This is a genomic window from Dactylosporangium sp. NPDC049525 (genome assembly GCF_040676755.1).
In the GTDB taxonomy this organism is placed as follows: Bacteria; Actinomycetota; Actinomycetes; order Mycobacteriales; family Micromonosporaceae; genus Dactylosporangium.
Genome location: NZ_JBFAPO010000026.1, coordinates 13,246 through 36,634, shown reverse-complemented (window position 1 = coordinate 36,634; position 23,389 = coordinate 13,246). Strand labels below are relative to the sequence as shown.

Genomic DNA, 23,389 nt, shown 5'->3' with positions numbered 1-23,389 from the left:
CTCAACGCGCCGGCCGGGTTTTCGGACTCGGCTGTCAGGTGGTGGTAGTGGTGCCGGCTGCGGCTGCGGCTGCGGCTTCGGACTCGGCGATGCGGCGCAGTGCGTTGCGGCGCAGCGGGGAGATCCACTCGATCGGGATCGCGCTCAGCATCCGGCCGAGGACCAGGGCGTTTGCCGAGGCGATCAGGTCGGTGGCGGGCAGGCCGGGCAGCCCGTAGAGCCGGCGCGCCCAGGCCGGCAGCAGGCCGATCGCCAGGGCGGACACCCCGAGCGCGGCACCTCGGACGGGGGTCAGGCCCAGCCCGTACGGCAGCGGCGGCAGCGTCAGGAACAGGCCCGTCGCCGCGGAGTCGACGGTCAGCTCCAGTTCCGGGCGCATGCGCTCGTAGTAGGCGGCGACCGCGGCCGCCGAGTCGGGCACCGTCGCGGGGTCCAGGCCGACGAGCGCCGCCGCCCGGGTCTGCTCCGCGTAGTAGCCGTCGATCTCGGCCCCGGTCAGCCGCAAGCCGCCCCGCAGCGCGGCCTCCATGAACGACTCGACCTCGGTGACGTGCACCCACCGCAGCAGGTCGGGTTCGTCGACGCGGAAGCGCTCACCGGTGCGCGGGTCGGTCGCCGTCATCCTGGCGTGGATCGCCCGGACCCGCTGGCCGGCGCGTTCGGCCTGCTCAGTCGTGCCGTAGATGACCGTCGCCACGTAGGTCGCGGTGTGCTGGAAACGTCCCCAGGGGTCCTTGCGGTACCGGCTGTTCTGCTCGACGCCGGCGACCGCGCGGGGGAGCAGGGCCTGCAGGTAGAGGCTGCGTAGCCCGCCGACGGTGACGATCGGCTCGCGATGCACCCGCCAGGTGATCGAGTCCGGGCCGAACAGCCCGACGTCGCTCACCGCGCCACGTCTCCGACCGGCGTCTCGTGTCCTGTAGTGGCGGCGTGACTGCTTGCGGTCGTGCCGCTGTTCGCGGTCGGGTCAGCTGGCGTCGTCGTGTCGCTGGGCGTTGCCATGTCGTCGGCGCGGCGCTGCTGGCAGGCGGGGCACAGGCCCCAGAACGTGACCTCGGCCTCGTCGAGGATGAACCCGTGCGCCTGGGACGGGGTCAGGCACGGCGCCTCACCGACGGCGCAGTCGACGTCGGCGATGTCGCCGCAGCCACGGCACACGATGTGATGGTGGTTGTCGCCGACCCGCGACTCATACCGCGCGGGACTGCCGGCCGGCTCGATCCGCCTGGCCAGCCCGGCCCGCGACAAGGCGCTGAGCACGTCATACACCGCCTGCGTGGAGACGGTGTCGAGACGCGCACGGACCTGCGCGGCGATCTGATCGACGTCAAGATGACCCTGAGCCTGCCCCCGGGACGCCTCGAGGACCTCCAGCACAGCCAGCCGGGGTCGCGTCACACGCAGACCCCGGGCGCGCAACAGATCCTCACCCGACACGCTCTCAATAACACCACGCAGCCTGGAACCGTTCAAATGTTTCTGGACTCTTGATTGAACTGCTGGTCCTCAGGTTGTGTACACCTCCGGTGGGGGAGGATCGCATGACGAAGAGGAGGCCCCGTGTTCGAACGTGTGCTCGGTCTACCGGCTCACCCGCTCTTCATCCACGCAGCCGTTGTGCTCGTGCCGCTGCTCGCCGTCGCGGGCATCCTGTACGCGGTCTGGCCCGGCGCCCGCAGGCACGTCCGCTGGACGATGATCGTGCTGGCCGTGGCCACACCGGGCGCCGTGTTCGCGGCGAAGGAGTCGGGCGAGGCGTTCGGGGAGAGCGACAACTTCCAGTCGGCAGAGCTGCAGACGAAGATCGAAGAGCACGAGGGCTTCGGCAGCACCCTGTTCCTGGTCGTGCTGGGGCTCGCCCTCGTTGCGCTCGTCATGGCGTACCTGGTGCGCCCGCTCGCCACCGACTCCGTCGGGCCGGTCGTGGCCCACTGGGCACTCGCGGGGCTGACCGTGGTGCTCGGGCTGGCCGCCTTCTACTACGTGTTCAAGGCCGGCGACACCGGCGCCCACATGGTCTGGGAAGGCTTCTAGACCACGCGCCCACGGTGCGGGCGGGCATGGTCCGGGAGGGCTGCTAGAACAGCAGCCGGCCGCAGAAGATCAGCAGCAGCACGACGATGACCGCACCGGCGAAGATGCCCATGCCCTTGGTCAGGATCGTCGCTGCCTGCTCCTCGCGGTCGATCCGCTCGCCGTCCTGGACCGGCAGCTTCCGCGGCGCCGCCGGCCGCTCCACGGTCGGCGGCCGCCAGCCACGCGGCGGCGGTGCGCTGCGGGGAGCGCCGGTGTAGGGCACCGGCGCCGGAGAGCTCGGCGACGGCGGTGGCGTCGCGGCTCCCTCCGGGGGGCGCCGCCAGAAGGCGTCGTCACTCACGCCACGAGCCTACCCACCGGGCGGAACTTCACGGCCCGCCCGGTGGGAACCTCAGCTGCCGACCAAGGTCAGTCGCTGTTGAGCAGATCGGCGAGCGACATGGGACGGGTGGCGTCCGGGTCGGCCGGCGCCAGCCGCATCGTGGGCTGCTCGTCCGCCGCCAACTGCTCCGCGTCGGAGCCGTGCTGAGCGTCGGAGCCGTGCTGGGGGGTCTCAGGGGAGGGTTGTGTCATGCCGCCGAGTGTGACCTGTCGACGGAAGGGCGACTGTCGTCATTCGGCCAACTTCCCGCAAACTCGCCGGAGTACGCTCGGCCGCGTGGCAGGGACGAGTGGGTGGGCATCCGCCGATGAGCAGCGTGAAGTGAGCTTCGAGGACTTCGCCGACGAGCTGGTCGTGTTGCCGGACACCACGACCGACGACACCGATGCGGGCTGGGGTGAGCGCAGCGCGAGCAACGACGACCGCCTGCTCGCCGACCGGCCCCCGCACTGGGACTAGATCCGCCGCTCCGCGGCTGGGGCCAGACGCTCGGTGGCAGAGGTGCATCGGTGCCGCTCAGGCGGCCGAGGATGCTGACTTGGTCGAGGCGCCCGACGACGCGGCCGCGGCTGCGGGCTTCGAGTCCGACGAGGACGAGCTCGACGACGAACCGGAGTCCGACGACTTCGAGCCCGAGTCCGACGACTTCGATTCCGAGGACGAGGTCGACGCGGCGGCCGAGGTCGACGACCCGTTGGACTTCGTCGTGGAGCGCGAGTCGGTGCGGTAGAAGCCCGAGCCCTTGAAGACCACGCCCACGGCCGAGAACTGCTTGCGCAGCCGGCCCTGGCACTGCGGGCACTCGGTCAGCGCGTCGTCCGTGAACGACTGCACCGCCTCGAGCTGGTGGCCGCAAGCCGTGCAGGCGTACTGGTAGGTAGGCACCGTTCAGCCTCCATCATTGGCACTCAACCCTATCGAGTGCCAATAGTGCGGTATCGCACATCCTTTCGTCCAGTGGAGGTGGGCGGTCTCATACCCGGTGGTGGCCCCGACGGCCACCCCGCAGACCCGCTGGTCGTGTGGCTCGGCCGGGAGTGACGGCAGCAGTTCGCCCGGGTGCAGCGGGGCGATCGTGGGTGCGGTGACCCGGGCCAGGACCCGGTCGTAGGAGCCGCCGCCCTGGCCGAGCCGGGTGCCGTCCAGCGCGACGGCGAGCGCCGGGACCAGCATCAGGTCGATCGAGCGGATCGCGTCCACGCCGAGCCGGGGGCCGGTCGGCTCGGACAGGCCGAGGGGTCCGGCGGCCAGGGTCCCGTCGTACACGGCCCAGTCCAGGTCGCGCGACGGCAGCAGCACCGGCAGGAGCAGCCGCGGCGTGGCGGCCGCCAACGCGTCGACGAGTCCGGCACCGCCCGGCTCGGCCGGCAGCGGCACGTAGGCGGCAACCGAACGCGCACCTGCTGCCCGTACAATCCGGGAAAATGCCGAAACAAGCGAATTGTCCGAAACACTCTGCTCGGCAGTGGTCATGGACCTCCGGGCGGACCGGATGTGCGATCGCAGCTCGGATTTCGGGGACACCGCAGACGGCACGGCTCAATTCCTCCTCATCTGTGACAGCATCGCAGAAACACAGCTACGGGAGGACGGACGTGACGCTGCGGGCGCGGCTCACCGCGGCCTTCCTGGCGGTCGTGCTCGGCCCCGTGCTGCTCGGCGCGGTCTTCGTCGGCATCGCCGTCGCCGCCGTCAGCGACCAGCGGGCCCTGGAGCGTCTCGACGCCGGCATGCAGAACGTCCACGCCGCGCTCGCCGTCACCTGCCAGCGCCTCCGGCTCGCCGCGGAGACGACGGCGCTCGTCACCGCCGACGGCGACCAGCCCGACGCCGCCCAGCGGGCCGTGGTGCGTGGGCTCGCCCGCGCGGTGGAGGTGACCAGCGCCGACGGCACCGTCCTCACGACCGCCGGCACGCTGCCGCCGAAGCCGTGGGCCGACTGCACCACGCCGGGCGCCACCGGGTACGCCGCGATCGCCGCCTCCGTCGACGTGCTCGACCCGAGCTCGCGCCGCATCGGCCGGGCGTATGCGGTCGAGCCCGTCGACGCGACCCTGCTGGACTGGATCGCCCAGTCCAGTGGCGTGCGGGTCGACTCGCTCGCATCCGGGCCGCCGGCGTCGGAGGAGGCCGCCCGCATCGCCGACACCGCGCACGACCTCGACGCCGGAGCGACCGGCACGACCGCCGGCGGCCGCCTGGTCCGGCGCCTCGCCCCGGAGCCCGGCCAGCCCCTCGCCCTGGCGCTGTCCGTGCCGAAGCCCGACACGCAGGGGCTCTACGCGGTCCTCGTCGCCGTCGTCGCCTGCGCCGGGGTCGTCGCGATCAGCGTCGCCTGGTGGCTGGCCCGCTCCACCACCCACCCGCTGACCGAGCTCGCCCTGGCCGTCGAGCGCGTCGCCGACGGCGACCTCAGCGCCCGCGTGCCCGTCCGCAGCCAGGACGAGGTCGGGCGGCTCGGCCAGACCTTCAACCGCATGACCCGAGAGATGCAGGGATACGTCCAGGCCCTGACCGCCAGCCGGGACCAGCTCCGCGGCCAGCTGGGCGTCCTCGGCGACACCCTCGCCGGCACCCACGACCTGGACCGGATCCTCCAGGTGATCCTGCAGACGGCGACCGCCGCGACCGGCGCCCAGTCCGGGGTGGTCCTCATGGTCGACCCCGCCAGCGGCGAGCTGCGCGGCCAGGTCGCCGAGGGGCTCGCCGGCTTCGACGTCGCCGAGCTGCGCCTCCAGCTGGGCGACGGGCTGCTCGGCGCCGTCGCCGCGTCCGGCGAGCCGCGGCGCGGCCGGATCGACCGGGACGGGCCGGTCCTGTCGCCGACCGAGCCGCGCTGCATCACGTATGTGGCCGTGCCGATCGCGGCGCCGGGCGTCGGACCCACCACCGGCCTCGAACCGCAGTCGGACCTGCCGCCCGCCGCGCGGGGTGTCCTCGCCCTGTACGACCGGCACGGCTTCGACGAGTTCGACGACCCCGACCTGATCACGCTGCGCACGTTCGCCGGGCAGGCCGCGGTCGCCGTCGACAACGTCCGGGTCCACGAGGAGGCGCAGCGGCTGTCGCTCACCGACCCGCTGACCGGCCTGTCCAACTACCGGTACCTGCGCGAGTCGCTGCGCCGCGAAGTCGAGCGGGCCAACCGGTTCGGCCGCAGCCTGGCCGCGCTGGCCCTGGACCTCGACCGTTTCAAGGAGGTCAACGACACCTACGGCCACGCGGCGGGGGATGCGGTACTGGCCGAGTTCGCCCGACGGCTGCGCGCCGAGATCCGTGAGGTCGACTTCGCGTTCCGGCAGGGCGGCGAGGAGTTCGTGGTCCTGCTGCCGGAGACCGACGCGACCGGCGCCGCGGTCCTGGCCGAGCGGCTCGGCGCGGCGGTCCGGCGTACCCCGGTGCTGGTGATCTCGTCCACACCGGGGCAGGCGCCACGGCACATCCCGGTCACGGTCTCGATCGGCATCGCGGTGTTCCCGATCCACGGCGCGACCGGTGCCGCCGTGCTCGAAGCCGCCGACGACGCCCTGTACGCGGCCAAGGCCGGCGGGCGCGACACGTACAAGATCGCGCCTGTCGCGGCTCCGGACGAGCCCGTGAAGGCTAGTGCGGAGGTGACGCCCGGCGCGCCAAAGGCGGCACAACCGCCACGACAGAGCCGCGGCGGCTAGCCTTGCGACATGCCTGACACGACTCCTCACCAGCCCGCGCTGCCGCGCCAGCGGGCTGTCAAAGCCGTGATCCCGGCGGCGGGCCTGGCCACCCGCTTCCTCCCGGCGACAAAAGCCGTGCCGAAAGAGCTGCTGCCGGTCGTCGACCGGCCCGTCCTGCAGTACATCGTGGAAGAGGCCGCCGCGGCCGGCATCAGAGACATCCTGCTGGTCACCGGCAGGGGCAAGACCTCGATGGTCGACCACTTCGACCGCCGCCCCGACCTTGAGGCGCGCCTCGCCGAGAAGGGCGACCACGAGCGGCTCGCCGCGGTCAAACGCCCCAGCGAGCTCGCCGAGATCTACACCTGCCGGCAGGGCGAGCCACTCGGCCTCGGCCACGCCATCTCCTACGGCGAGTCCCACGTGGGCAACGAAGCCTTCGCGTGCCTGCTCGGCGACGAGTTCGTCGAGGAGACCGAGCCGCTGCTGCCCGCAATGCTCGACCTGCAGGCACAGACCGGCGGCATCGTCCTCGCGTTCATCGAGGTCGAGCCGGAGGAGACCAGCCGCTACGGCATCGCCTCCGTCGAACCGTCCAACCTCACCGGCGAGGCGGGCGAGGTCCTGAAGGTGACCGGCCTGGTCGAGAAGCCCAAGCCCGAGGAGGCGCCGAGCAACCTCGCCGTCATCGGGCGCTACGTGCTGCCACCCACCCTGTTCGACGCGATCCGCCGCATCGGCCCCGGCGCCGGCGGCGAGATCCAGCTGACCGACGCGATGGCCCTGCTGCTCGCCGAGGGCACCCCGGTGCACGGCATCGTCTACCGCGGCACCCGCTACGACACGGGCATGCCCCTGGGATACCTGCAGGCCGTGGTCCAGCTCGCGTGCAAGCGCGACGACCTCGGCCCGGCGTTCAGCCAGTGGCTGACCCAGTTCGTGGAGAAGGAACTGCTCGGGTGACAGCGGTTCCAGCGACGGGCTCCCACCACGACGCCGCACGCGATGCGGGCGTCGGGTCGAACGCGCGCGTCCCACTCGCCGACTATCTCGCCGGCGTGCTCCGGGGCCTGCGCCCGTTGCCCCCGCTGGACCTTGAGATCACCGCCGCGCACGGCAACGTGCTGGCCGAAGACGTGGTCGGACCGGGCCCGGTGCCCGCGTTCGACCACTCCGCGATCGACGGCTACGCCGCCCGCTTCGACGACATCAGCGACGCCCAGCCGGGCCGGCCGGTCCGGCTGAGCGTCGTCGGCGACCTCGTCGCGTCCAGCTGGCGACCCGTCCGGCTCACCCCCGGCACCTGCTTCTCCGTCGCCGCGGGCGCGCTGATGCCCGTCTCCGCCGACGTGGTCGTGCCGCCCGGCATGACCGATCAGGGCATGGCGGCGGTCGAGGTGTACCACCCGACGAAACGCGGCCACGGGGTGCGCCGGGCCGGCGACGAGCTGCCCGCCGGTGCCGTCCTCGCCCGCGCCGGTGCCTACGTGACCCCGCCGCTGGTCTCGGTCCTCGCGGCGAGCGGCATCGGGCACGTCGTCGTGCGCCCGAGCCCCCGCGTCGTGGTCATCGCCACCGGCGACGAACTCGTCGACGTCGGCCGTGCCAGCCAGCCCGGGCAGGTCGTCGACGCCAACTCCCACGCGCTCACCGCAGCCGCCGCGGAGGCCGGCGCCCACGCGTACCGCGTCGGCATCTGCGACGACGACCCCGAAGGGCTGCGCGGCCTGCTCGACGACCAGATGCTGCGCGCCGACCTGATCATCACCACCGGCGGGACCGGCACCGGCCCCGGCGACATGGTCCGCCGGATCCTGTCCCGGTCGGTCGTGTTCTCCGACCTGTCCGTGTACCCGTGCTCGTCGCTGGGCTACGGCACCATCGGCGGCTCCGGCGGCGCCAACGGCGTGCCCATCGTCTGCCTCCCCGGCGACCCCGGCGCCGCGCTCATCGGCTTCGAGGTCCTCGCCCGGCCCGTCATCCAGCTCCTCGCCGGCGCCGACCCCGTCTTCCGGCCCAGCGTCCGCGCGCACCTGCTGGAGACCGTCAGCTCACCCTCGGGCATGCGGGAGTTCCGCCCCGCGTACATCACCGAACGTCGCGGCGGCGGTTACACCGTGATGCCGCTCGCCGGTGGCCCGTACACCCTGTCGGGCCTCGCCGACGCCAACGGGCTCATGGTCCTCGGCGAGAAGGTGATCAGCGCAGCCGCGGGCTCTACAGTGGACGTCATCATGTTGGATAGACGGCGATGAGTCAGCCCGGATGGCCGGCGGTGCTGGTCGACGGCCCGGTCACCCTGCGGCCCTACCGGCGCGCCGACGCGCGCGCCTGGGCCGAGGTCCGCCGCTCGAACGAGCAGTGGCTGTCCAAGTGGGAGCCCACGCCCTACGGGACCTGGCACGACCTGAACTCGCCGGCCGCGTTCCGCGCCGTGCACGCCGACCTTCGCCGCGCCGCCCGGCAGGGCAGCGCGATGCCGTTCGCGGTCTGCTACGACGACCAGCTCGTCGGCCAGCTCACCCTCGGCAACATCGTGCGCCGGGCGTTCTGCTCCGGTTACGCCGGATACTGGGTCGACGCCCGCCACGCCGGCAAGGGCATCACCCCGACCGCGCTCGCGCTCGTCGTCGACCACGCGTTCAGCGTCGGCGGCCTGCACCGCATCGAGGTCAACATCCGCCCCGACAACCTCGCCAGCCGGCGCGTCGTGGAGAAGCTCGGCTTCCGCCAGGAGGCCTACCACCACCGGTACCTGCACATCGACGGCGACTGGCGCGACCACCTCGGCTACGCGATGACCACCGAGGACGTCTCCGCCGAAGGCGGCCTCCTCGCCAGATGGCACAAGGTCCTCGCCTCCTAGTTTTGCCAGCTGTCACGCTTCCTCCTGCGTGTTGACGTGGTGTGACCCTGCGCAACCCGTACTGTTCTGAGACGGAGTTACCACGTTGTAACTTCCACAGACTTGGATGACTCGCGCACCCGGGGGGACCGGTGCACGAGGTGTGAACAGGAGGCGTGAGGGTGCCGACCTCGGTGCTCCTCGCCGTCCTTGCCGCTGCTGGGCTCCTAGCCTTGGCGCCCGCGTTGGTGCGCCGGTACGACGCCACAGAGCGGCTGGTGGCGGAGCGGGCGTTGTCAACCGCACGGGTGCTCACCCGTGCCGGGATGCGTCGCGACCGCCGCCGCCGGACGATCCCCGGCCGCCGGCCCGTCAACCCACCCCGCACCGTCGTGCACCGCCCCGTGCCCGCACCTGCCCCGCTGCGGGTCGTCCCACCGACCGCCCGGCGCCGCCGCCCGCCGCGCGCGCCCCGCGCCATGTACCGCCGCCGCCGCGTCCTGCTCGCCCTGGTCCTGCTCAACCTCGTCGAGCTCGGCGGCGTCGCCCTCGTCAGCACCGGCTTCTGGGTCGGCTTCGCCGTCACCGGCGCCCTCCTCGTCGCCTACACCGCCCACCTGCGCAACCGCGCCCTCACCGAACAGCGCCGCCGGCGCCGCGAGGCCCACTACGCCGCCTGGATCGCCCGCCGCCAGGCCCAGGTCCGCCGCGAACAACTCCGCCGCGCCGCGCTGCGCCGCGAGGCGGTCGCCGCCCAGCTCGCCGAACGCGACCGAGCGCGCCGCGAAGCCGCCCGCCTCGGCGCCCTCGGCGCCGTCCGCGGCCGCCCCTACGACACGCGGGCGTCAGGGCAGTGATCTGATTCGCGCCCCCTCTCCACCGTTTGCTACTCTTGGCCCCGGCCCACTCCGGCGGGCCAGCTGGGGTTGTGGCGCAGTCTGGTAGCGCACCTCGTTCGCATCGAGGGGGTCAGGGGTTCGAGTCCCCTCAACTCCACGTTTGGCGCAGTCTGCTCAGCGGGCTGCGCCGCTTCGCGTTGGCGTGGAGTTGGTTTCCCGCGCACGGCTTCGCCGTGCTCCCCAGTGGGGGAGCTTCGCTCCACCCACGCCCCCTCAAAACCGTGCCCGGGCCCCACTGGTCGCAATCGGTGCTTTGGTTGCGTTTTGGGTGGTGTACTGCGTTGCTGGGCTGGAGCTAGATGTCCATGAGGACTGTGTCGCGGGCAGGCTCATGGGTCGTCCTCTGGGGGTGGTTGTGTCGATGGTTGGTCCTGAGGCGGGGTCAGGCGATCCAGGTTGATGCGGATGGTGCGTACCTGGGGGTGGTCGGGGCCGAGGGTCGCCTCGCTGATGTGCAGCGCCTGTTCGAGCTGGTCGCGGGCGCCGGTCAGATCGCCCAGGTCCTGCAGCACGCTGCCGAGGCGGCTGCGCCGGATGCCGACGTGGGGGTGGTCGGGGCCGTGGGCGGCCTCGGTGATGTGGAGCGCCTGTTCGAGCTGGTCGCGGGCGCCGGCGAGATCGCCCAGGTCCTGCAGCACGCTGCCGAGGTTGCCGCGCCAGATGCCGACGTCGGGGTGGTCGGGGGCTAGGGCCGCCTCGCCGATGCGGAGCGCCTGTTCAAGCTGGTCGCGGGCGCCGGTCAGATCTCCTAGAGCCTGCAGCACGCTGCCGAGGCTGCTGTGCCAGGTGCCGACGTGGGGGTGGTCGGGGCCGTGGGCTGCCTCGGTGATGCGGAGCGCCTGCTCGTACTGGTTGCGGGCGCCGGTCAGATCCCCTAGGGCCTGCAGCACGCTGCCGAGGTTGCCGCGCCAGATGCCGACGTCGTGGTCGTCGGGGGCGAGGGCCGCCTCGCCGATGCGCAGCGCCAGCTCGAACTGGTCGCGGGCGCCGGCCAGGTCTCCTAGAGCCTGCAGAACGCTCCCGAGCTCGTCGCGTCGCCAGGCGACGTCGGCATGGTCTGCGCCGAGCGCGGTCTCGGTGACGGTGACGGCTTGTTCGGCGAGGGGTCTGGCCTGCCGGTACTGCCCGCGTTCCCGCAGGTAGGTCGAGGCGCGGTCCAACAGCCAACCCGCGTCTTCTCCAGCTACGCCGAGGCGCTGGGCGTGGGCGGTGACGGCGAGCAGGTGCGGTAACAGTCGTTCACACTCGGGCCATCTCGCCACCTCCCAACTGTCGGCGGGGAACGCGGCACGGATGACCTCTACCGCGGTCGCGGCCCAGGTGCGTTCGCCGGCGGGGCCGAGCCGGGCGTGGATCACTGCCTGTACCAACCGGTGCAATCGCAGCTCACCGCCGCTCACTGTGGCGAGGGAGTAGCGACCTATGGCAGCCACCAGCCGGTTGTACGTCAGCCGGTCACCGACCGCCGTCCCGAGTGGGTCGGGCAGGGCCTGCGGCTGCTCAGCCGGCAGCGTCCGGGGTACCTCCGGGGCGAGGAACGCCAGCAGGTTCAGCAGCGCCCCCGCGGCCGGGGCTTCGACACTGACCCGGTCCAGCGACACCGACCACACCGTGGCCACCCGGCGACGATCACGCTCGTCCGCCCCACCACCGCCATCTCCCGGGCGGTCGAGCCCGAACAACTCCCGCGCCCGGCTCCGCAGCAGTTCCAGATAGTCCGGCAGGCTCTCCCCGGTCTCCTCCAGATACGCCGCAGCCTCCTCCAACGCCAGCGGCAGATCCCCCACCAACGCCGCCAACTCCGACCAGCCAACCTCCGCAACAGCCGAACCAGCGCGCCTGCGCAGGAACTCGACGGACTCCTGACGGGCCAGCACATCCAGCGGCAGCGGCGATGCAAGGGCCGACCATGCCGCCCACCGCGACGTCACCAGCACCTGACCGCCCCCACCCGACGGCAGCAATCCCTCCAGGTCAGCCGGCGACTCCGCGTTGTCATACACCAACAACCACCGATCCCGGCCCCGCAGCAACTCCAGCACACCTGCGGCGAGGTCGGTCTGATCCGTCGCCTCCGGCACACCCAACCGGCGCGCCAACCTCGCCAACTCCGCAACCACCGCGCTCGGCTGCTCCGCAGGGATCCACCACACCACGTCGAAGTCACTGCCGTACCGATGCGCGAACTCCACCGCCAGCTGCGTCTTACCGACCCGGCCCAACCCGTGCACCGCCCCGACCGGCAACACCGCCGTCACCGACCCCGCCCGAAACACCCCATACAACCGCTCCAACACGGCATCCCGGCCGCAGAAGTTGCCGTTGCGCGCCGGGAGATTCGACACCTGCGGCCCCGAACCCGGAAACCGCCCCACCCCGCCACCCGGCCACGGCACCGCGACCGGCCGGGCTCGGCCCTGGTCGACCGCCGCGAGCAGCATCCGCCGGGCACTGGTCTCATCCGCACCGACCAGATCCACATACACCCGCGTTGACAGCAACCCCGGCGGCTCGCACGGCTGCACCCGCACCGGCAGCAACAGACCCAACGCACCCGACGGATCCTTCGCGAACGCGACCCGCCACTCCGCCTCACCGAACCGCGAACCGAAATACGCCGGCGACAACACCGCGATCGTCCGCACCGCCGAACTCACCGCCCGCTGCATCTCATGCACAAAATCCGCACCCGGCCGGAAGTCGAACGACTGCACCACCGTGGAATAACCGGCCCGCTCCAACTCCACCGCGATCCACTCAGCCCACGACCGGTTCACCCCCGCATACGAGATGAAGAAATCCCGCCCCGAACCGTCAACAGCCACAACCCCACAGCCAACCACCAACCACCCCACCCAGGAAGGCGTCACCTGCGGCAGGTGTGACAGTTTCAGGCTCGACCGGCGCGGGTCAGTGCTGTGGGTTGAGGGCCTGGCGCAGGACGGGAGCGTGGGCCGCCTTGAAGGCCTGCTCGATGTCGGCCAAGGCGTGCTGGTCGCCGACCAGGTCGGCGAACGGGAACCGGTGATGGTGGCCGGCGAGGAACTCGACGGCGCGGGTCAGGTGGTGGGGGCGGTAGTTGTGCACGCCGGTCACGGTCAGCAGGTGCCGCACGAGGCGTTCCGGGTCGAGCGGGACGCTCGGCCCGGGTGAGACCGAGCCGGCCAGCACCGCGTGCCCGCCGACATCCAGGGCGGCCAGGCAGCCGGCGACCGCCGCGGCCGAGCCGGACAGTTCGAAGGCGACGTCGACGCCGGTCGGCAGGGCGTCCGGGGTGACCGTGTGCGCGGCGCCGAAGCGGCCGGCGAGAAGGCGGCGGGCCGGGTCCGGGTCGCAGACGGTGACCTCGGCGCCCGCGGACGCGGCAAATGCGGCGGCGGTGACGCCGAGCAGGCCGGCGCCGGTGATGAGGACCCGCCGGCCCGCGACGGGCGGCACGGCGTCCAGGACCGCGGCGACCGTCGCGGTCGCGCAGGAGGCCGGCGCGGCCACGGCGTCGGGCAGGTCGTCGGGGACCGGCACGATCGTGGTGCCCGGCGGCAGCACCGCGTGGGTGGCGAAGCCGCCGCTCAGGGTCCAGGCTGCGGTGATCGGTTCGTGGCCGAACTTGCGCAGTCGCAGGCATTTCTGCTCCAGCCCGCGGGTGCAGCGGGCGCACTGGCCGCAGGACACGGTGACGGACCAGACCACCCGGTCGCCGGGGCGCACCGACGTCCCGGCGCCGGTGGCGACGACCCGGCCGACCTGCTCGTGGCCGAGGATCGTCGGCGTCGGGGCCGGGCGGTGCCCGGCGACGGTGTGCAGGTCGCTGCCGCAGACGGTGGCGAGCTCGACCGCGACCAGGACCGCGCCGTCGCCGAGCTCGCCATGTGCCGAGTCAGGATCAGTGACGAGCTGGAACGGCCTGCCGACACCGTCCCAGCGGGCGTACCGGACGTCCCCGCCCACGTCAGCTCCGGGCGTCGATCAGCGCGGGCAGCTCCGCGACGCTGCCGAGCACCTCGTGCGCGCCGGCGGCACGCAGCGCCGCGTCGGTCCGGGTGCCGGTGAGAACGCCGACGACCAGGCCCGCGCCGGCCGCGGTGCCGCAGGCGGCGTCGGACTCGGTGTCGCCGACGACGACGAGCGCGGCGACGGAGCTGGCGCGGGTGCGCAGCAGCGCGGTCAGTGCCAGGTCGGGTGCGGGCCGGCCGCGGCCGGCGTCGGCGGGGGTGAGCACGGCGTCGGCGAGGTCCCGCCAGCCGAGGGCGTCCACGACGGCGTCGGCGGTGGCGCGGCCGAAGCCGGTGGTGAAGACGACGGCGAGGCCGCGGTCGCGCAGTTCACGGATCGCCTTCTCGGCGCCGGGGATGGGCGCGCACCGGCCTTCGGCGACGAGTTCGGCGTACGCCTGCTCGAAGGTCAGGTTGAGCTGCTGCGCGGTCGCCTCGTCGACGATGGCGCGGAACACCTCGATCTTGGACTGGCCCATGGTGGCCCGCACGTGCTCGGTGGCGGCGGCGCGGCCCGGGTCGCCGGGCAGCACCCGGTCGTAGGCGCGGGTGAAGGCCTCCTCGACCAGGCCGTCGTCCAGGACGGTCGTTCCGGCGAGGTCCAGCACAACGGTTTCGAATGGCATGGTCAGGCTCCTGGGACAGTAGGGACGGCACGGCCGGTGGACCGTGCTCCGAACAGGTCGGCGACGACGGCCTCGCCGAGACCGAGACCGGTCGTCATGCCGATGCCGGTGGTGACCGACACGACCCGCAGCCCGTCGGCCGGTGCGGCGATGAGGAACTCCTCCGGCGCCGAGGCGTAGACGCCCTGCCAACGTTCGCGGACCGGCAGCCGCGTCAGCCCGAACAGTTCGCGGGTGACGTCGGCCAGCGCGTCGAACGAGGACTCCGCCTGGAACGGCGCGACGCTGGTGCTGCGGTAATGGGTGTCGCCGACGATGACGGTGCCGTCGGGGCGCTGGGTGTACATCTGGTTGAGGTCCAGCGCGTACAGGTCGGGGTGTTCGGTGGCGAGCCGCTCCCGCAGCGCCGCGGCGGCCGGGACGTCGCGGCTGCCGGAGTACCGCAGCAGGGACCACCCGGTCAGGACGGGGGCGCGCAGCGGCGCCGGCAGGGCGGCGGGCTCGACCAGGAGCATGTCCAGCCCGCATCGCAGCACCCCGGCGGCCTCGGCGACGTGCGGGTAGAGCTGGTCGACGTCGTGCCCGACAGCGACGACGACCGCGTCGGCGTGGATCGGGTCGCGGGTCGTGTGCAGCACGCCGCCGGCGACGCCGAGGGCCGAGGTCCGCCAGCGGAACTCGACGCCGGTGTCGGCGAGGTGCCGGGCCAGGGCCGGGGCGGCCTGCCGCGGGTCGACCTGCAGGTCGCGGGGCAGCCAGGCGCCGCCGACGGCGCCGACCACCGGCGCCTTTCCGGTCACGTCGCCGGCGCCGATCAGGGCCACACCCGACTCGGCGCGGCTCCACTCCTGGATGACGGCCAGTTCGTCGGCGGCGCGTGCCACGACGACCGTGCCGGATTCCCTGACCCAGAAACCGGCCCGCCCGGCGTAGCGCAGCCACAGTTCGCGGGCCCGTTCGGCGTACTGGCGGGCCTCGCCGCTCTGGGCGGTGACGCAGATGTGCCCGAAGTTGCGCACGCTGGCCCCGGTGATCTGCGTCGCCCGGTCGATGACGACCACGCGCAGCCCGCGTTCCCGTGCGGCGGCGGCGTGGCCGAGCCCGACGATCCCGGCGCCCACGACGGCAAGGTCGTATCCGGTGGCGGTCATCGCAGCGCCCGGCGGATGACGAGGGAGAGGCCCTCCACGACGAGGGTGGCGAGGACGAGCACGATGACGAACGCGGTGACCTGGTCGTAGCGGGAGACCCGGGTGGCGTCGATCAGGTAGTAGCCGATGCCGCCGGCCGCGACGATCCCGAGCACGGTCGCCGAGCGGATGTTCGAGTCGAAGAGGTACAGCGTGTGCCCGACGAGGGCCGGCACGCTCAGCCGGGCGCCGGCGGCGAAGAACACCTGGGTCCGGGTGCCGCCGACGGACTGCACGGCGAGCTGCGGGCCGAGGGGCGCCTCCTCCAGGGAGTCGGCGATGAGCTTGCCGAGCAGCCCGACGCCGACGAACGCGAGCGCGATGGTGCCGGCCTGCGGGCCGAGCCCGGTGATGATGATCAGGACGATGGCCAGGATGAGCTCCGGGATCGAGCGGACCACGAGCAGCAGCAGGCGGGCGGCCAGCCGCACCGGCCGGTTCGGGGCCGCGTTGCGGGCGGCGAGCGGCCCGATGAGCAGGGACACGACCGTGCTCAGCAGGGTCGCGGCGGCCGCGATCTCGAGCGTGACCAGCAGGGCGTCGAACACGTTCGTCCAGGTGCGTGGCTCGATCGACGGAGGCCAGGTCCGTTCGAGCAGATACGGGATCTCCGTCCAGAAACTGAACAGGTCGAGCCAGTGGGCCTGCGACCCGATGACCGCCGCGACGGCGACCGCGACCGTGGCGGCGATGGCCGTGGTGGACCTGACGCGGTCCCGGGTCCACGGCCGCCGCATGGCAGCGGCCACGCCGTCCGGAGCACGCGCGCCGTCCGCAACAAGCGCGCCGTCCGCATCACGCACGCTGGTGGAGGACGGCAGGCGGCGGGCGACGCGGGCGCCGATGCCGCGCCCGGACGGTGCGACCCCGAGCAGCTGCGCCCGGATCACCGTCGAGGCGATCTCGAACAGGACGCACAACCCGAAGATGACCAGCGCGAGGGCCATGGCCAGGTGGTAGTTCAGCGATTCGAGGGCCAGCCGCAGGTCGTAGCCGAGGCCGATGATGCCGGCGTACCCCAGCAAAACCGAGCCGCGCAGGTTGATGTCGCTGCGGTGCAGGGTGGTGGCGATCCAGGACGGCAGCACCTGCGGGAGGATGCCGGCGAGGAACTCCTGGCCGCGGGCGGCGCCGGTGGCCCGGACCGCCTGGCGTGGTCCCTCGTCGATCTGCTCGATCGCGTCGGCGAACAGTTTGGAGATCATGCCGATGGAGTGCAGGGCGATCGCCAGGATGCCGGGCAGCGAGCCGAGGGTGAACAGCAGCACGAAGAGCATGGCGAGCACGACGTCCGGCACCGCCCGGGCGACCACGCCGATCGCCCGGCCGACGGGGACCAGCCACGGCGCCGGGCTGGTGTTGCGGGCCGAGATGTAGGCGACCGGCACGGACAGCACGGCGGACAGCACGGTGCCGCACAGCACCACGCCGAGGGTGATGCCGATCGAGCGCAGCAGGTCGGCCGCCGGGGGGAACTGCAGCGGCAGCATGCGGTCCAGGAACGGCCCGACCTTGCCGGCGCTCTCGGTGAAGGTCTCGGCGGTGAAGCCGACCTCGGCCAGTGACCAGACCGCGAACGCGAGCAACGCCAGCAGCAGCCCGGCCGCGGTCAGGGTGGACGCCGGTGGTTTCGGGCGTTTGACCAGCTGGTCCAGCTCGGGCAGCGGCGGCGCCTCGGTGGCGCCGGGGGCGCTCACTTGGCCTCCGCGAGGGTCGCGGTCATCCGGCCGTAGATGCGCATCGCCGCCTCGCGGGTCAGCTCGGCCGCGGGCGTGTCGAGCACGATGCCGCCGCTGCGCATGCCGACGATGCGCTGCCCCCAGGCCAGCGCGACCTCAACCTGGTGCAGGCTGCAGATGACCGTCAGCTGGCGTTCGGCGGCGATGTCGCGCAGCAGGGCCATCACCTGGTCGCTGGACTCGGGGTCGAGCGAGGCGACCGGCTCGTCGGCGAGCAAGATCTCCGGCTCCTGCATCAGCGCCCGGGCGATGGCGACCCGCTGCTGCTGGCCGCCGGAGAGGGTGTCGGCCCGCTGGTAGCTCTTGTCGAGCAGGCCGACCCGGTCGAGCTGGGTCAGTGCCCGCCGGCGGTGCTCCCGCGGGTAGGACGCGATGCCCAGGCGCGGGCCGCGCAGGCCGGCGAGGGAGCCGGTGAGGACGTTCTCCAGCACGGTGAGCCGGCCGACCAGGTGGAACTGCTGGAAGACCATGCCGATGCGGCTGCGTAACCGGCGCAGGTCGCGGCCCCGCAGGCCGGCGATGTCCTCGCCGAGGACGTGCAGCCGGCCGGTGGTCGTCGTCTCCAGTGCGTTGAGGTGGCGCAGGAGCGTCGTCTTGCCCGAGCCGGAGAGCCCGAGCAGCACGACGATCTCGCCGCGGCCGACCGTCAGCGACACTTCCCGCAGCGCGGTGACCTGTCCGAAGGTCTTACTGAGCCCCTGTGCCTCGACGGCGGGCGTGTCGCTGACAGTCATGGTCGGCTACCTCAGCTGCCGCAGGCCGCGGCCTTGGTCTGCTTGCACAGATCGCGGATGATGTCGTACTTCGCGTCGTCGACCGGCGCGAGCGCGTAGAAGGTCTTCTTGAAGTTGTCGCTGTCGGCGTTGGCCACGCCGGCCGCCTTGATCTGGTCGATGGTGACGTTCTGCAGGCCGGTGGTCAGCTTCTGCTTGAGGTCGGCCGGCAGGTCGTCGGCGAGGGTCATCGGCGCGCCGACGACGAACGTCTTCGCGACGACCTTGAGACCGGACTGGGCCTCGACGGCGACGTCCTCGGCGAAGCCGGCCTCGCACTCGGTGCCTTTGGAGACCTTGAGCGCCGACGCGTCGTGCTTGCCGGCGAAGACGGGAGTCACGTCCTTGGTCGGGTCGATGCCGGCCTTGAGCAGGTTGTAGCTCGGGTACAGGTACCCGGAGGTCGAGGTCTGGCTGACGAAGCAGACCTTCTTGCCCTTGAAGTCCTCGATGTTGCTGATCGGGGAGTTGGCGGGCGCGATCGCCTCGGAGTAGTAGCCGGGCTCCTGGCCCTGCTTGGTGATGATGGAGGCGAACGGCGTGATCTTGGCGCCGTTCTTCTTCGCCGTCACATACGTGAAGCCGGAGAAGCTGGCGATGTCGACCTTGCCCGAGACTGCGGCCTCGATCAGGGCGGCGTAGTCCGACGACTCCCGGTACTCGACCTTGAGGCCCGAGATCTTGCCGATGTAGTCCTGCAACGGCTGGTAGTTCTGTTGCGTGGAGGCCGTGTCCGGCACCACGCCGAACACGAGCGTGCCGGCGTCCTTCGCGAACTTCCCGGCCGGGGCGGTGGAGCCCGCGCCGGCGGTGGTGTCGGTGTCCGAGGAGCACGCCGCCGTGCCGGCCAGCAGCACAGCGGCCGTGGCCGCGCCGAGCACCACTCGAGCGGAGATCTTCATGGTCAACCTTCCCGACGTACGCAAGAGTCGAACGTTCAAGCACCTGATGGCGGGCGCCAAGGTAGGGAAGGCAGGTGAACGGGCCGGGAACGACCAGTTGTTCGCGGGAAAAGGTTCGTACCTGTTACCGAACAGTTATGGAAGGAACATGCCGTAGGGTGGCGCCGTGTCGGTCTCCTCGTATCGCTCCGGGATTCCCGATCACGGCCGGGTGCCGAAGTACTACACCGTCAAATCCCTGATCCTGGACGAGATCAGGCAGCTCGGGGTCGGTGCGCTGTTACCGCCGGAGCGCGACCTCGCCGCCCGTTTCCGGGTCGCCCGGTCCACGGTGCGCCAGGCCATCTCCGAGTTGGTCATCGAGGGCCGGCTGGCCGCCCAGCGGGGCCGCGGGACCTTCGTCGCCCGGCCCAAGCTCATCCATCCGCTGTCGCTGGCCAGCTACACCGAATCGCTGCGGGCGATGGGGTACGAACCGTCGCGGACGGTCGTCGCGGTCGAGGAGGCGCGAGCCGACGACGAGCTGGCCGCGGCGCTGGAGATCGAGCCGGGCGCCCCGGTCATCCGGCTGGAGCGGGTGCTGCTGGCCGACGGCGACCCGCTCGGGCTGGAGATCACCGAACTGCCGGCCGAGCGGTATCCGACCCTGCTCGACGTGCTCGATCCGAGCGGCTCGCTGTACCGGTGCATGCAGGACGAGCTCGGCGTGGTGTGGGCGGAGGCGACCGAGCGGATCGAGACCGCGCTGGCCAGCCCCCGCGAGGCGCTGCTGCTGCAGACGAACCCGGCCCTGCCGATGCTGCTCATGCAGCGGATCAGTCGCGACCCGTCGGGCACCCCGATCGAGCGGGTCCGGTCGCTGTACCGGGGGGACCGCATCGGCTTCGAGACCCGTTTGGTCACGGGTCGATAACAGGTACGAACCTTTCGATCGCATTCGCCGGCTGGTCGCCCGTCCGGCGCCGGAGGTTCAGCTCGGACCCCGACATTTCGTCCCGTGCGGAAATCCATCGACAACGATGGACGTCCACGCCGGACCTGTCGAATCCGAGAGAGGAACACCCACGACCATGTCCCTCCGCCGATCGCTCATCGGAACCGCGACGGTGGCCCTGGCCGCCGGCATGCTCATCGCGACCCCCCATCCCGCCACCGCCGCGACCATGACCACCCAGAGTTTCGAGTCGCTCGCCGGCCAGCTGCAGCCCGCGCTCGACGAGCCGATCTCGGCCGGCACGCTCGGCTGGACCCACACGCCGCCGGCCGGCTGGTCGGTCGCCGTCAAGCCGGCCATGGGCGACGGCGTCCGCGAATGGCGCGGCTGGTCGTTCACGACGATGCCGTTCTGGACCGCGGCCGACACCCAGGACCGGGGCGCCTTCACCCGCGCCAGCGGGGTCTTCGCGGTCGCCGACCCCGACGAGTGGGACGACCGCGGCAACCCGACGGCGAGCAGCACGTTCGACTCCACCCTGTCCGGCGAGCCGGTCAGCATCCCGGCCGGGACGAGCACGCTGTACCTCGGCTTCGCCAGCCACTACCGCCAGGAAGGCAACCAGAAGGCCGACGTCACCGTTTCCTTCAACGGCGGGAGCGCCGTCACCGTCGTCCACTACGGACCGTCCACTGCGGACGCCAACGCGGGCGCCGACGCCCAGAACGCATACGTGACCCGGTCGATCGCGGTCCCGGCCGGGGCGACCACGGCCCGGTTCGCCTGGCGGCTCTACGACGCCGCCAACAACTGGTTCTGGGCCGTCGACGACGTCACCGTCGCCGACACCCCGATCAGCGCACCGCCGCCGCCGGTGTCCAACCCGGTCCCGGCGCCCACCCTGCCCAACGGCGTGAGCACCGACAAGACCCTGGTGATCGGCCTGGACGGCCTGCGCAACGACAAGATCTCCGCGGCGAACTCGCCGAACCTGTGGAGCCTCATCACCGGTGGCCTCTACGGCACCAGCCTCCTGTACACCCAACCGATGGCCTCGACGCTGTCCGGGCCGGGCTGGTCGACGATCGCCACCGGCGCCTGGCCGGACAAGCACGGCGTCACCGACAACTCCTTCACCGGCCAGCGGTACGGCCAGTACCCGGACTTCCTGACCCGGATGGAGCAGGTCCGCCCGGCGCTGTCCACGTTCGCCGCGGTCGACTGGGCCGCGCTCGGCACCAAGGGCACCTTCTCGCCGGCCATCGACGGCCGCGTCGTGCTCGACGGCGACGCCGAGGGGTACACCGGCAACGACGCCCGCATCGCCGATGTCGCCGGCCGCGTGCTGCGCCAGCAGAACCCCGACGCCGCGTTCGTCTACCTCGGCGCGATCGACGAGGCCGGGCACTCCTCCGGCGCGGCCAGCGCCGCCTACCTCGCCGCGCTCGCCCGCTCCGACGCCCAGGTCGGGCAGCTGCTGTCGGCGGTGCGGTCCCGGGCCACGTACGCCGGTGAGCGCTGGCTGATCGAGGTCGCCACCGACCACGGCCACACCGACGCCGGCGGCCACGGCGGCACCTCGATCGCCGAGCGCCGCACCTTCGTCATCGCCAACGCGCCAGGCATCGCCGCCGGCCAGCGGCCGATCGACACCCGCCTCGCCGATGTCGCCGTGACCGCGCTCGGCCACCTGGGGGTCACCGTCAACCCGTCGTGGAACCTCGACGGCCGGTCCCTCTTCGCGGCCCGCGGCGACGACTTCGACGCCGCCTACCCGAGCCTGTCGGGCCGGGTCGACGAGACCGGGGTCCCGGCCGGCGTCCTCGGCTTCAGCCACGCCGGCGTCAACGGCTGGACCGTCGACAACAGCCGCATGCCCGCCGGCGGGGTGACCGAGTGGCGCGGCTGGGCGCTGACCACGGACGAGTTCTGGACCCGGTGCGAGGCCGGGCAGTCCCGCGAGCTCGGCGTGCGGGGCCGCGGCGTGGTGGCGGTCGCCGACACCGACGAGTTCGCCGACAGGTCGGGCGGCACCTCGTTCGACTCGTCGCTGGTCTCCCGGGCGTACCCGGTCGCCGGCCGGACCTCTGTGAGCGTCGCCTACACCACGCTCTACCGCCAGGAAGGCAGCCAGAAGGGCGACGTCATGGTGTCCTTCGACGGCGGCCCGGCCACCACGGTCAAGGCGTACCGGTCCGACGCGATCGCCAAGGACGAGGCGCTCACCGTCGCCGTGCCCGCCGGCGCGCAGGCGATGCGGGTCACGTTCCGCATGTACGACGCGAACAACAACTGGTACTGGATGGTCGACGGCGTCACCGTCCGCTGAGCGAGGCCCCGCCGCGCCGGCCCAGGTCGGCGCGGCGGGGTGCGGGTTAGGATCGGGCGTGGCGTTGACCTCGGGGGACGTGGAGCGGTTCGAGGCCGCCCGGCCCCGGCTGGAGGCCATCGCCTATCGGCTGCTCGGCTCGGCGGGGGACGCCGAGGACGCCGTGCAGGAGACGTTCCTGCGCTGGCAGGCCGCCGACGCCGAGCGCATCGAGGTGCTCGAGGCGTGGCTGACGAAGGTCCTCACCAACCTCTGCCTCAACCAGCTCACCTCCGCGCGGGCGCGGCGCGAGGTCTACGTCGGGCAGTGGCTGCCCGAGCCGCTGCTCGCCGGGGACCCGATGCTCGGCCCGGCAGACACCGCGGAGCAGCGCGACTCGGTGTCATACGCGGTGCTCACCCTCATGGAGCGGCTCGCGCCCAACGAGCGGGCGGTGTATGTACTGCGGGAGGCGTTCGGCTACCCGCACCGGGAGATCGCCGGGATCCTCGACATCACCGAGGCCGCCAGCCAGCAGATCTTCCACCGGGCCAGGCAGCACGTCGCGGAAGGGCGGCCCCGGACGGAGATCGACGAGGCGGCGGCCCGGCGGGTCGTCGAGGAGTTCCTGGCGGCGGCGACCAGCGGCCGGACCGAGCCGCTCGTGCGCCTGCTCACCGGGGACGCGACGTCGATCGGTGACGGTGGCGGGAAGGTGCCGGCCCGCGCCACGGCGTTCGAGGGTGCGCTCGCGGTCGCCAGGTTCCTGCGGGGGCTGTTCCGGCCCGGCGAGGCCAAACGCGCCGTCGCCGGTGGGTCGCCCGAGGTGTACGCCTCGACCGCCAACGGCGACCCCGCCGTCGTGGCCGTCGTGGACGGGCGGGTCATCGGGGTCATGTGCCTGGAGGTCACCGCCGAGGGGATCGTCGCGCTCCGCAACCAGGTCAACCCCGACAAGCTGGTCCGCGCGACCGCCCGCTGGGCGGTCACCGAGCACGGGAAACCCCTGTTCAACGCGTTCTGACCGCCGTGTGAGGTGCTTCACACGGCGTAGCTGTCAGGGAACGGCGGGCTGCCCGGTTCAGGAGGCAAAACCCCGCAGGACAGGA

General features: G+C 72.3%; 22 protein-coding genes, 1 tRNA gene and 2 pseudogenes. 12 read left to right on the top strand and 13 right to left on the bottom strand.

Going from position 1 to position 23,389, the window contains the following annotated elements; genetic code table 11:
- Nucleotides 1–34: 34 nt before the first annotated feature.
- Nucleotides 35–886, bottom strand: a complete 852-nt coding sequence (locus AB0K00_RS31460) for an oxygenase MpaB family protein (RefSeq protein WP_363527595.1) — start codon at nt 884–886, stop codon at nt 35–37.
- 116 nt (nt 887–1,002) lie between these two features.
- Nucleotides 1,003–1,437 (bottom strand): annotated as a pseudogene (locus tag AB0K00_RS31455) (Fur family transcriptional regulator); the annotation flags it as partial.
- Nucleotides 1,438–1,560: 123 nt separating this feature from the next.
- Here AB0K00_RS31455 and AB0K00_RS31450 point away from each other — a divergent pair.
- Nucleotides 1,561–2,034 (top strand): DUF2231 domain-containing protein, encoded by a 474-nt coding sequence (locus AB0K00_RS31450; RefSeq protein WP_363527592.1) that lies wholly within the window; start codon nt 1,561–1,563, stop codon nt 2,032–2,034.
- Nucleotides 2,035–2,077: 43 nt separating this feature from the next.
- On the opposite strand, the gene AB0K00_RS31445 is transcribed toward AB0K00_RS31450, so the two are convergent.
- Entirely contained in the window at nt 2,078–2,377 is a 300-nt protein-coding gene (locus AB0K00_RS31445) for a translation initiation factor 2 (RefSeq protein ID WP_363527589.1), read from the bottom strand.
- A gap of 68 nt (nt 2,378–2,445) precedes the next feature.
- Entirely contained in the window at nt 2,446–2,610 is a 165-nt protein-coding gene (locus tag AB0K00_RS31440; protein ID WP_363527586.1) for a hypothetical protein, read from the bottom strand.
- Nucleotides 2,611–2,695: 85 nt separating this feature from the next.
- Between AB0K00_RS31440 and AB0K00_RS31435 the strand changes: the two genes are divergently transcribed.
- Both AB0K00_RS31435 and AB0K00_RS31430 read left to right on the top strand, forming a co-directional pair.
- Nucleotides 2,696–2,878: a hypothetical protein gene (locus tag AB0K00_RS31435; RefSeq protein ID WP_327011986.1), complete on the top strand. Its 183-nt coding sequence runs from the start codon at nt 2,696–2,698 to the stop codon at nt 2,876–2,878.
- A gap of 79 nt (nt 2,879–2,957) precedes the next feature.
- Nucleotides 2,958–3,149 (top strand): hypothetical protein, encoded by a 192-nt coding sequence (locus tag AB0K00_RS31430; RefSeq protein WP_363527873.1) that lies wholly within the window; start codon nt 2,958–2,960, stop codon nt 3,147–3,149.
- 14 nt (nt 3,150–3,163) lie between these two features.
- Here AB0K00_RS31430 and AB0K00_RS31425 read toward each other — a convergent pair.
- Together AB0K00_RS31425 and AB0K00_RS31420 are read right to left on the bottom strand one after the other, a co-directional pair.
- A pseudogene (locus AB0K00_RS31425) lies at nt 3,164–3,304 on the bottom strand (FmdB family zinc ribbon protein); the annotation flags it as partial.
- A gap of 3 nt (nt 3,305–3,307) precedes the next feature.
- The gene (locus AB0K00_RS31420; RefSeq protein ID WP_363527861.1) at nt 3,308–3,943 is read right to left on the bottom strand and encodes a 5-formyltetrahydrofolate cyclo-ligase; all 636 of its coding nucleotides are present in this window, start codon (nt 3,941–3,943) and stop codon (nt 3,308–3,310) included.
- 71 nt (nt 3,944–4,014) lie between these two features.
- On the opposite strand from AB0K00_RS31420, the gene AB0K00_RS31415 reads away from it, so the two are divergent.
- The 6 genes from AB0K00_RS31415 (at nt 4,015) to AB0K00_RS31390 (ending at nt 9,913) form a co-directional block, all read left to right on the top strand.
- A complete protein-coding gene (locus AB0K00_RS31415) occupies nt 4,015–6,090 on the top strand; it encodes a diguanylate cyclase (RefSeq protein ID WP_363527583.1) in 2,076 nt (691 codons plus the stop codon).
- Between the two features lie 9 nt (nt 6,091–6,099).
- Entirely contained in the window at nt 6,100–7,035 is a 936-nt protein-coding gene (locus AB0K00_RS31410; protein WP_363527580.1) for a UTP--glucose-1-phosphate uridylyltransferase, read from the top strand.
- The gene (glp, locus tag AB0K00_RS31405; RefSeq protein ID WP_363527577.1) at nt 7,032–8,327 is read left to right on the top strand and encodes a gephyrin-like molybdotransferase Glp; all 1,296 of its coding nucleotides are present in this window, start codon (nt 7,032–7,034) and stop codon (nt 8,325–8,327) included. Before AB0K00_RS31410 ends, glp begins: the two co-directional genes overlap by 4 nt.
- A complete protein-coding gene (locus AB0K00_RS31400) occupies nt 8,324–8,938 on the top strand; it encodes a GNAT family protein (RefSeq protein ID WP_363527574.1) in 615 nt (204 codons plus the stop codon). The genes glp and AB0K00_RS31400 overlap by 4 nt, the downstream gene beginning before the upstream one ends.
- Before the next feature lie 155 nt (nt 8,939–9,093).
- Entirely contained in the window at nt 9,094–9,774 is a 681-nt protein-coding gene (locus tag AB0K00_RS31395; RefSeq protein WP_363527571.1) for a hypothetical protein, read from the top strand.
- Between the two features lie 65 nt (nt 9,775–9,839).
- Nucleotides 9,840–9,913: transfer RNA gene (locus AB0K00_RS31390), tRNA-Ala, on the top strand.
- Between the two features lie 232 nt (nt 9,914–10,145).
- Here the strand turns inward: AB0K00_RS31390 and fxsT are convergent.
- From fxsT to phnD, 7 genes are all read right to left on the bottom strand, one after another.
- On the bottom strand, nt 10,146–12,641 hold the full coding sequence (fxsT, locus tag AB0K00_RS31385) for an FxSxx-COOH system tetratricopeptide repeat protein (RefSeq protein WP_363527568.1): 2,496 nt from the start codon (nt 12,639–12,641) through the stop codon (nt 10,146–10,148).
- Between the two features lie 85 nt (nt 12,642–12,726).
- Nucleotides 12,727–13,764, bottom strand: coding sequence for a zinc-binding dehydrogenase (locus AB0K00_RS31380; RefSeq protein ID WP_363527565.1), 1,038 nt, complete (start codon nt 13,762–13,764; stop codon nt 12,727–12,729).
- 1 nt (nt 13,765) lies between these two features.
- Nucleotides 13,766–14,434, bottom strand: a complete 669-nt coding sequence (locus tag AB0K00_RS31375) for an HAD-IA family hydrolase (protein WP_363527562.1) — start codon at nt 14,432–14,434, stop codon at nt 13,766–13,768.
- Nucleotides 14,435–14,436: 2 nt separating this feature from the next.
- Nucleotides 14,437–15,585: a TIGR03364 family FAD-dependent oxidoreductase gene (locus tag AB0K00_RS31370; RefSeq protein WP_363527559.1), complete on the bottom strand. Its 1,149-nt coding sequence runs from the start codon at nt 15,583–15,585 to the stop codon at nt 14,437–14,439.
- Entirely contained in the window at nt 15,582–17,321 is a 1,740-nt protein-coding gene (gene phnE / locus AB0K00_RS31365; RefSeq protein ID WP_363527556.1) for a phosphonate ABC transporter, permease protein PhnE, read from the bottom strand. The genes AB0K00_RS31370 and phnE overlap by 4 nt, the downstream gene beginning before the upstream one ends.
- Entirely contained in the window at nt 17,318–18,097 is a 780-nt protein-coding gene (gene phnC, locus AB0K00_RS31360; protein WP_363527553.1) for a phosphonate ABC transporter ATP-binding protein, read from the bottom strand. Before phnC ends, phnE begins: the two co-directional genes overlap by 4 nt.
- A gap of 11 nt (nt 18,098–18,108) precedes the next feature.
- Complete coding sequence (phnD, locus tag AB0K00_RS31355; protein ID WP_363527550.1) at nt 18,109–19,038, bottom strand: phosphate/phosphite/phosphonate ABC transporter substrate-binding protein; 930 nt, start codon at nt 19,036–19,038, stop codon at nt 18,109–18,111.
- Between the two features lie 166 nt (nt 19,039–19,204).
- Between phnD and AB0K00_RS31350 the strand changes: the two genes are divergently transcribed.
- The 3 genes from AB0K00_RS31350 (at nt 19,205) to sigJ (ending at nt 23,304) form a co-directional block, all read left to right on the top strand.
- On the top strand, nt 19,205–19,951 hold the full coding sequence (locus AB0K00_RS31350) for a GntR family transcriptional regulator (protein ID WP_363527546.1): 747 nt from the start codon (nt 19,205–19,207) through the stop codon (nt 19,949–19,951).
- A gap of 157 nt (nt 19,952–20,108) precedes the next feature.
- A complete protein-coding gene (locus tag AB0K00_RS31345) occupies nt 20,109–22,301 on the top strand; it encodes an alkaline phosphatase family protein (RefSeq protein ID WP_363527543.1) in 2,193 nt (730 codons plus the stop codon).
- Nucleotides 22,302–22,359: 58 nt separating this feature from the next.
- Nucleotides 22,360–23,304: an RNA polymerase sigma factor SigJ gene (gene sigJ, locus AB0K00_RS31340; RefSeq protein WP_363527540.1), complete on the top strand. Its 945-nt coding sequence runs from the start codon at nt 22,360–22,362 to the stop codon at nt 23,302–23,304.
- The last annotated feature ends 85 nt before the right edge of the window (nt 23,305–23,389 follow it).

Excerpts from the sequence above, each read along its gene's own strand:
- AB0K00_RS31440 (WP_363527586.1), bottom strand. The coding sequence starts at position 2,610 with ATGACACAACCCTCCCCTGAGACCCCCCAGCACGGCTCCGACGCTCAG.
- AB0K00_RS31410 (WP_363527580.1), top strand. The coding sequence starts at position 6,100 with ATGCCTGACACGACTCCTCACCAGCCCGCGCTGCCGCGCCAGCGGGCT.
- AB0K00_RS31400 (WP_363527574.1), top strand. The coding sequence starts at position 8,324 with ATGAGTCAGCCCGGATGGCCGGCGGTGCTGGTCGACGGCCCGGTCACC.
- AB0K00_RS31375 (WP_363527562.1), bottom strand. The coding sequence starts at position 14,434 with ATGCCATTCGAAACCGTTGTGCTGGACCTCGCCGGAACGACCGTCCTG.
- AB0K00_RS31370 (WP_363527559.1), bottom strand. The coding sequence starts at position 15,585 with ATGACCGCCACCGGATACGACCTTGCCGTCGTGGGCGCCGGGATCGTC.
- phnC (WP_363527553.1), bottom strand. The coding sequence starts at position 18,097 with ATGACTGTCAGCGACACGCCCGCCGTCGAGGCACAGGGGCTCAGTAAG.
- phnD (WP_363527550.1), bottom strand. The coding sequence starts at position 19,038 with ATGAAGATCTCCGCTCGAGTGGTGCTCGGCGCGGCCACGGCCGCTGTG.
- AB0K00_RS31345 (WP_363527543.1), top strand. The coding sequence starts at position 20,109 with ATGTCCCTCCGCCGATCGCTCATCGGAACCGCGACGGTGGCCCTGGCC.